Below are 7199 nucleotides of genomic sequence, written 5' to 3' on the forward strand. Positions count from 1 at the left end.
CAATCGTAGGGAAACGATGCCATGAAGATCGATCGCCCTTTATGGGCCGCCGGAGCATTGCTGTCGCCGCAGCAATTTCAGCAGCAGACACGCTACGAGGCTTGGACCAATAACCAGCTCGCTCTACTGACCTGGGTACATCCCTGGGGCGTCCAGGCTGTGGAGTTCGACCTGGATGCGTTGCGACTGGGCAAGCTCAAGGCCGCTCTGTTGCAAGTGCGAATGCCGGATGGCACATGGGTCGACACCGAATGCATGGATCGGCTGCCTCCCGCGTTGGAACTGGCGGCGCTGCTCACCGACGAGGTTCAGGAAGTGACCGTGCTACTGGCGCTGCCATTGGAGCAAGCCAACGGCAACAACTGCGTGTTTGAAGGCAGCAGAGTCGATCGGCCCACTCGTTATCGTCAGGACTGGCGCCAGGTTCAGGATATCTACGCAGACGAGGCCCAGTCGATTGGTGTGCTGGAACACGCGCTGAGCCTGCGCCTTCACAGTGACGATAACCCGGATTACGTAACGTGTCCGGTCGCACGTCTGGTGCGAGACGGGAAAGGGGCCTGGAGCCTCGACCTCGGTTTCGTGCCGCCATTGCTCAGCTTCGCCGCGCATCCTGGGCTGGTGAATCAACTGGACAACCTGTTGACCCAGTTAGCTGCCAAGCGGCAACGGCTCATGGGCATGCGGCGCGAAAGCAATCAGCGCATGGCCGACTTTGCGGTGGCCGATGTCTCGCTGTTCTGGCTGCTTAATGCGCTGAACACCTATCAGCCGGTGCTGGCGGATCTGCGTGCATTTGCGGCGCGTCATCCAGAGCATGTCTATCAAGTGCTGATCAAGCTGGCGGGCGGCCTGCTGACGTTTTCACTGGAGCACGATGTCGATGAAATCCCGGCTTATCGACACGCGCATCTGGAGGCCGTATTCCCACCCTTGATGCACAGCATTTCCCTGCTGCTGGAGGCCAGCCTGCCGTCGCGGGTCGTTGCCTTGCTACTGGAGGCGCGTGGGGCCAATCGCTGGCAAGTCACGCTCAATGACCCGCGCCTGCGTGAACGCAACGGTGCCGACTTCTATTTGTCAGTGCGTTGTCGGCTGCCGGCGGCGCAGTTGCAGGATCAGTTCCCGCGCTTGTGCAAGATCGGCACGCCCGACGCTGTCAACTACCTGGTCAATGCGGCGCTTGATGGGGTGCCGTTGCAGTCGCTCAGCCATGTGCCAGCGGCGATTCCATTACGCCTGGAAAATCAATATTTCGCCCTGGACCTCGGCCATCCCAGTGGGCAGGCAATGCTGGACGAAGGCGTTTGCGCGTTCTACGTCCCCAGCACATTGGCCGACGTCAAGCTTGAACTGTTCGCGGTGCTGCGCTCATGAAAGTGACGTCTTTGGAAGAGCACAATTCGGCTGCGGTGGATATCGATGCGCTGCTGCAGGACACCTATCTGTTGGTGGTTGAGTTGCGCCAGGGAGCCTCGGTGCAGAACAGTCGGGAGTTGGAGCAGCTTTGCACGGCGCAAGTGGAGCAGGTGCGCCAACAGCTCAAGCTGGCGGGCCTTGGTCAACGCAGCATTGATCACATCAGCCATGCGCAATGTGCGTTGCTCGACGAGACGGTGCTGACCTGCGCCAGCGATGATGCGCGGGCGTCGTGGGCCAGCGAACCGCTGCAGGCCAAGTTTTTCAATCGTCACCAGGCGGGTGAGTTTCTTTATGAAGACATACGCGAAGTGCTGCGCGGGCCGGCACCTGATCGGCATGTGCTGACCGCATTCCAGCGGGTATTGATGCTGGGTTTTCGCGGGCGCTACCGTGACCTGGACGATCCTGAGCGTGAGCAATTGCGGGTTGCCCTTGACGCGCAGGTCACCCCACGGAAGGCGAGGCATACCCTCGTTACGCAAGCGGCCCGCGCAGGCGTGCCTGCGGGCCTGTCCTGGCTGCACTCACCGCTGATCCAGATCCTGGCGATGGGCTTGTTGCTTGCGGCTACGGGATGGGGTTTGGATCAGTTGCTGAGCGATGCGATGGCTTCGCTTATGCCTGGTCAGGGGTGAGCGGACGATGACCTTCAACCTGCATCGAATCCTTTACCTGTGGGCGGGCGTTTTGGCCTTGGCTTTACTGGTCATCATTCCGCTTGAACTGTGGGCGCGAGCGCTCGGGGTGTTGATCGGGGTGTGTTGTGTCGCCTGGGCCTGGGTGTCGCAGAACCGCCGAGCCGAGCGCCTGTCAGGGGCGTTCAGGTTGGCGGATAACATGACACTGCCTGCGACGTCGTTTCGTCACCCAGTGGTACTGGTCTGCGGAGACAGCCTGAACAATCTGTTCGGTGAGATCCCGGCCGAGCACTTGGCCCTGCGTGTTACGGCCTTGGGTTGCTATGTGCGTGTACCGAACGTGGAGCAACTGCCGGCTGTCACCGACGCACTGTTGGCGCTGCGTCCAGAGTGGGCAGGGCAACTGGGTGTGATGTATATCGTCAATCCAGGCGTTCACAGCGACGGTGCAATCCTCGCGGGTAAGGTGCGCGGTTTCAGCGATCAGCTTGCCCTGGCTCGCAAGCGTGGGAGCGCACTGCCACTATTGCTCGCGAGCTACCTGCAAACCTTGCAGGGCGAGGAGCCATGGTTCTGTTGGGACAACGGCCATGCCGAAGTCCGCGTCCATGACGCCGGTGCATGTGTCAGTTCGGATGAATGGCAGCGGCAGACCTCCGACAGGCTCCTACAGGCTGCGCGGATGCATGCGAGCGTACAGCTCAACAGCATTGTGACCTGGTTGCATGAAGCGGTGCGGCCACACCTCGTCGCTCGAAACTCGCGCAATTGCCTGGCAACGACATGGGTGATCAAACTGGTGCCGTCGCTGCCTCAGGCGGTACCCGAAAACCTTTGGCAGCAATGGTTGCACAGCAGGGTGGCGCTGGCGGATAACCGGCAGGTCATGACGGATGTGCTGTTGCCATTTCCCGATCCGTTGCTCAACCTCCTTGCGCTGCGACCGCTACGCACCCCACTGCAACGCGCAAGCGTCGTTGCGCTCTGGTTGTTCACCGGCGCGCTCGTCATCGCTCTGGCCAGCTCGGCATGGCAGAACACCCTGTTGGCGCGCCAGATCAGTGATGACCTGCGGCGCTATTCGGCTATACCTGTGCCGACCCAGCGTAATCAGCGTGAGTTTCTTTGGCGTGAAAATGCGCTGGGCGTACTCCGGCAGCACGCCCAGCGCCTGGACGCTTACTACCGGCACGGCGTGCCCTTAGCCTTTGGCTTGGGCCTGTATCGCGGCGAGCAGTTGCGCGCACCGCTCCAGGCGGTGTTGGCGGCCCACAGTGAGCCGCCACCGGCTACAAAACCCGAGCGGAGCGCCAGTTCAGTACGGCTGGACAGCCTGTCATTGTTCGCTCCCGGCAGCGCCCAGCTCAAAGCCGGCTCGACCCACGTCCTGATCAAAGCGCTGGTCGATATCAAGGCTCAGCCAGGTTGGCTGATCGTTATCGCGGGACACACCGATGCCACCGGCGATTCCGAAAAAAACCTTCGACTTTCCCACGCCCGTGCCGCCGCCGTGCACGCCTGGATGCAGCGCATGGGGCGTATTCCTGCCAATTGCTTTGCGGTGCAGGGCTTCGGCGCCACTTATCCGATAGCGAGTAATGACACCGAGGCGGGGCGTGCCGCCAATCGCCGCGTCGATATCCGCCTGGTACCAGAGGCGGGGGCCTGCGAGCTCGCGACCCCTGGTCCGAACAGACAACCCCCTGTCGCATCCCGCGACGTTTAACTTCCTGAGAAAAGGAGCTTCACATGGCAATTCCCGTTTACCTCTGGCTGCAAGACGATGGTGGTGCCGAAATCAAAGGCTCGGTGACTGTCGACAAGCGTGTGGGCAGTATCGAGGTGGTCGCCCAGGATCACAGCCTGTACATCCCCACCGACAACAACACCGGAAAGCTGACCGGCGCGCGGGTTCATACCCCCTTTCTGTTCTCCAAGGAGATCGATGCGTCCAGCCCCTACCTCTACAAGGCCGTGACCACCGGGCAAACCCTCAAGAGTGCCGAGTTCAAGTGGTACCGCATCGACGATGCCGGGCAGGAAGTCGAGTACTTCATCACCAAGCTGGAGAACGTCAAGGTGGTGAAAGTCGCGCCGAAAATGCACGACGTCAAAGACCCGAGCAAAGAGAAACACAACCATCTGGAACAAATTGAGTTGCGCTACGAGAAGGTCACCTGGACCTACAAGGACGGCAACATCATCCACTCCGACTCCTGGAATGAACGCCAAAGCGCTTGATACGTATGGAGCAGCAGGCGCGCTTTCGCCTGCTGGCCCCGGTGTGCTGGGTTGAGCGCCTGCTCGCGGACGCTCAGCCAATCACATCGATTCCAGACGCCATTTCTTAATGAATCTTTGCACAAGGACGCAACCGTATGGCCCCCAACTCCACCCGCTTGCTTCGCCGTCTCAACCCCTACTGCGCCCAGGCATTGAGTGCAGCGGCTTCGTTGTGCCAGAACCGGGCACATGCGCAGATCAGCATTGAGCACTGGTTGCTCAAGTTGCTGGGGCAGGGCGAAGGTGACCTGACGGTGATCGCCCGTCGCTACGAGTGGAATCTGGAGGCGCTGTGGTACGGGTTGCTCGAACATATTGATCAGCTGCCGCGTAGTGTGCAGAGCAAACCGCAGTTGTCGCAGCCATTGCAGCAACTGATCCGTGATGCCTGGGTGCTGGCCTCGCTGGACGACAACAACGACAACCTTCGCTCAGTGCATCTTCTGAGCGCGCTGATGGAAACACCTGGCCTGTTGGCGTGTGAGTCCGCCTGGCCTTTGCTCAGCCTCAGCCACGTCCAGTTGCAGCGTCTCTCGGGACTGTTGGATCACACGTCCGAGGAGTGTCCGCAACTGCAGGCACCTGCCCAGTCGGGGAGTGCCGCCGACATCTGCGGCGAGCTCGCCACAGCTCCACCCCGTGTCAGCCAGGAGGGTTCATTGCAGGCAGTGCTGGACAGATTCACCCACGACCTCACTGCCCAGGCGGCGCAAGGCAAGATCGACCCGGTATTTGGCCGCGACGACGAAATTCGGCAGGTCATCGACATCCTAAGTCGTCGGCGCAAGAACAATCCTATTCTGGTGGGCGAGCCTGGTGTCGGCAAAACAGCACTGGTTGAAGGCCTGGCCTTGAGCATCGCCCAAGGCAGGGTACCGGACAGCCTCAAGTCGATCAGTGTGCGCACCCTTGACCTGGGCTTGTTGCAAGCTGGGGCCGGGGTCAAGGGCGAATTCGAACAGCGCCTGAAAAACGTGATCGACGCCGTACAGCAATCCGAAAGACCTGTGCTGTTGTTTATCGACGAGGCCCATACCCTGATCGGCGCCGGCAACCAGGCCGGCGGGGCCGACGCAGCTAACCTGCTCAAGCCGGCTTTGGCCCGTGGCGAATTGCGCACCATCGCTGCGACCACCTGGAGCGAGTACAAACAGTATTTTGAGCGCGACGCCGCCCTGGAACGGCGCTTCCAAAGGGTCAAGGTTGAGGAGCCGGATGACGCGAATGCTTGCCTGATGCTGCGAGGCCTGAAGGCGAGTTACGCCAACCATCACGGTGTGCACATCCAGGATACGGCGGTGCAGGCGGCTGTCAGCCTGTCGCGACGCTACCTGACCGGCCGGCAACTGCCCGACAAAGCGGTCGACCTGCTGGACACCGCCAGTGCCCGCGTGCGCATGAGCCTGGACTGCGAGCCGCAGGCGCTGGCCCACCTGGGCGCCCGGCAAGTGGCCCTGGAACTGGAGCGGCAAGCGCTGGAGCAGGATCAGCGCAAGGGCGGCCAGGAGGCTGATGCGCGCCTGGCAGTGATCGCCGCACAACACGCCGAGCTGCAACGCCAGTACCTCGATCTGGAGCAGCAATACCGACAGGAACTCGACGTCACCCAACAGCTGATTGATGCACGTCAGGCCCAGCCACCGCAGCGTGAGACCTGCGAGCAACTACAGCAGGAGTTGAGCGAGATCCAGGGCAGCCAACCGCTGCTGTCGCTGGATGTGGACGCGCGCAGCGTTGCGCACGTGATTGCCGATTGGACTGGCGTGCCGCTGGGCATTCTGCTCAAGGACGAACAGGCCAACCTGCTGATGTTGGAACAGCGACTGGCAGAACGTGTGATCGGGCAGGCTTCGGCACTGAACGCCATGGCGCAGCGCCTGCGGGCTGCCAAAACCGGGCTCACCGATGACAAGGCGCCGCTGGGTGTGTTCCTGCTGGTCGGCACCAGCGGCGTGGGCAAGACCGAAACGGCCCTGGCCTTGGCCGATAGCCTGTTCGGTGGCGAAAAATCGCTGATCACCCTCAACTTTTCCGAGTACCAGGAAGCCCACACCGTCAGCCAGCTCAAAGGTTCGCCACCCGGCTACGTCGGTTATGGCCAAGGCGGGGTTTTAACCGAAGCGGTGCGGCAAAGGCCCTACAGCGTCGTGCTGCTCGACGAAGTGGAAAAGGCTCATCGCGACGTGCTCAATCTGTTTTATCAGGTCTTTGATCGCGGCTTCATGCGCGATGGCGAAGGCCGTGAGATCGACTTTCGCAACACCGTCATTCTCATGACCTCCAACCTCGGCAGCGAGCTGTTGCACCGCTGTGTGCAGGCGCAACCCGACGCACCGGACAGCATGCTGTACGAACGACTGCGGCCGATCCTGAGCGACCACTTCCAGCCGGCGCTGCTGGCGCGCTTCCAGACCCTCATCTATCGCCCGCTGCAAGCCGATGCGCTCAAGCGCATCGTCGCCATCAAGCTGGCCCAGGTTGCCAAACGCCTGCAACGCCATTACGGCCTGGATTGCCAGAGCGACGACGCCCTGAGCGACGCGCTGGTTGCCGCCTGCCTGCTGCCTGATTCGGGTGCACGCAATATCGACAGCCTGCTCAACGAGCAAATCCTGCCGGTACTCAGCCAGCAACTGTTGGAGCGTCGAGCAGCACAGCAACGCACCCAGGGTGTGCGCTTCGGTTATAGCGCCGAAGACGGTATCAGCCTGCACTTCGACGATCTTCCAGGCACGGTTCAGGCCGTCGCCTCGCAGGTGTGAACATGCTGACTTTCTTTGACCACAGCCGCCACACCCTGAGCGTTCGCAACGTCAACGCCCACCTCGACGTCCTGGCCTTCAAAAGCCAGGAACG

General features: G+C 61.4%; 5 protein-coding genes. All 5 read left to right on the forward strand.

Translation table 11 applies throughout. The features are described 5' to 3' along the window. Positions 1-21 precede the first annotated feature (21 nt). The 5 genes from tssK to tssH all read left to right on the forward strand — a co-directional run bounded on the left by tssK (position 22) and on the right by tssH (position 7105). On the forward strand, positions 22-1377 hold the full coding sequence (gene tssK, locus AOA60_RS09705) for a type VI secretion system baseplate subunit TssK (protein ID WP_099584239.1): 1356 nt from the start codon (positions 22-24) through the stop codon (positions 1375-1377). After that, positions 1374-2057, forward strand: coding sequence for a type VI secretion system protein TssL, short form (gene tssL, locus AOA60_RS09710; RefSeq protein WP_099584240.1), 684 nt, complete (start codon positions 1374-1376; stop codon positions 2055-2057). Before tssK ends, tssL begins: the two co-directional genes overlap by 4 nt. A 7-nt stretch (positions 2058-2064) precedes the next feature. Then, on the forward strand, positions 2065-3786 hold the full coding sequence (locus AOA60_RS09715; RefSeq protein ID WP_099584241.1) for an OmpA family protein: 1722 nt from the start codon (positions 2065-2067) through the stop codon (positions 3784-3786). A gap of 23 nt (positions 3787-3809) precedes the next feature. Beyond that, the gene (locus tag AOA60_RS09720; RefSeq protein WP_099584242.1) at positions 3810-4301 is read left to right on the forward strand and encodes an Hcp family type VI secretion system effector; all 492 of its coding nucleotides are present in this window, start codon (positions 3810-3812) and stop codon (positions 4299-4301) included. Between the two features lie 137 nt (positions 4302-4438). Continuing rightward, positions 4439-7105, forward strand: a complete 2667-nt coding sequence (tssH, locus tag AOA60_RS09725; RefSeq protein ID WP_099584243.1) for a type VI secretion system ATPase TssH — start codon at positions 4439-4441, stop codon at positions 7103-7105. Positions 7106-7199: the final 94 nt, after the last annotated feature.

Source organism: Pseudomonas sp. 2822-17, from assembly GCF_002742485.1.
Lineage (GTDB): Bacteria > Pseudomonadota > Gammaproteobacteria > Pseudomonadales > Pseudomonadaceae > Aquipseudomonas > Aquipseudomonas cyclaminis.

What these genes read in the sequence shown, in the direction of transcription:
- tssK (WP_099584239.1), top strand. Translation starts at nt 22, where the DNA reads ATGAAGATCGATCGCCCTTTATGGGCCGCCGGAGCATTGCTGTCGCCG.
- tssL (WP_099584240.1), top strand. Translation starts at nt 1,374, where the DNA reads ATGAAAGTGACGTCTTTGGAAGAGCACAATTCGGCTGCGGTGGATATC.
- AOA60_RS09715 (WP_099584241.1), top strand. Translation starts at nt 2,065, where the DNA reads ATGACCTTCAACCTGCATCGAATCCTTTACCTGTGGGCGGGCGTTTTG.
- AOA60_RS09720 (WP_099584242.1), top strand. Translation starts at nt 3,810, where the DNA reads ATGGCAATTCCCGTTTACCTCTGGCTGCAAGACGATGGTGGTGCCGAA.
- tssH (WP_099584243.1), top strand. Translation starts at nt 4,439, where the DNA reads ATGGCCCCCAACTCCACCCGCTTGCTTCGCCGTCTCAACCCCTACTGC.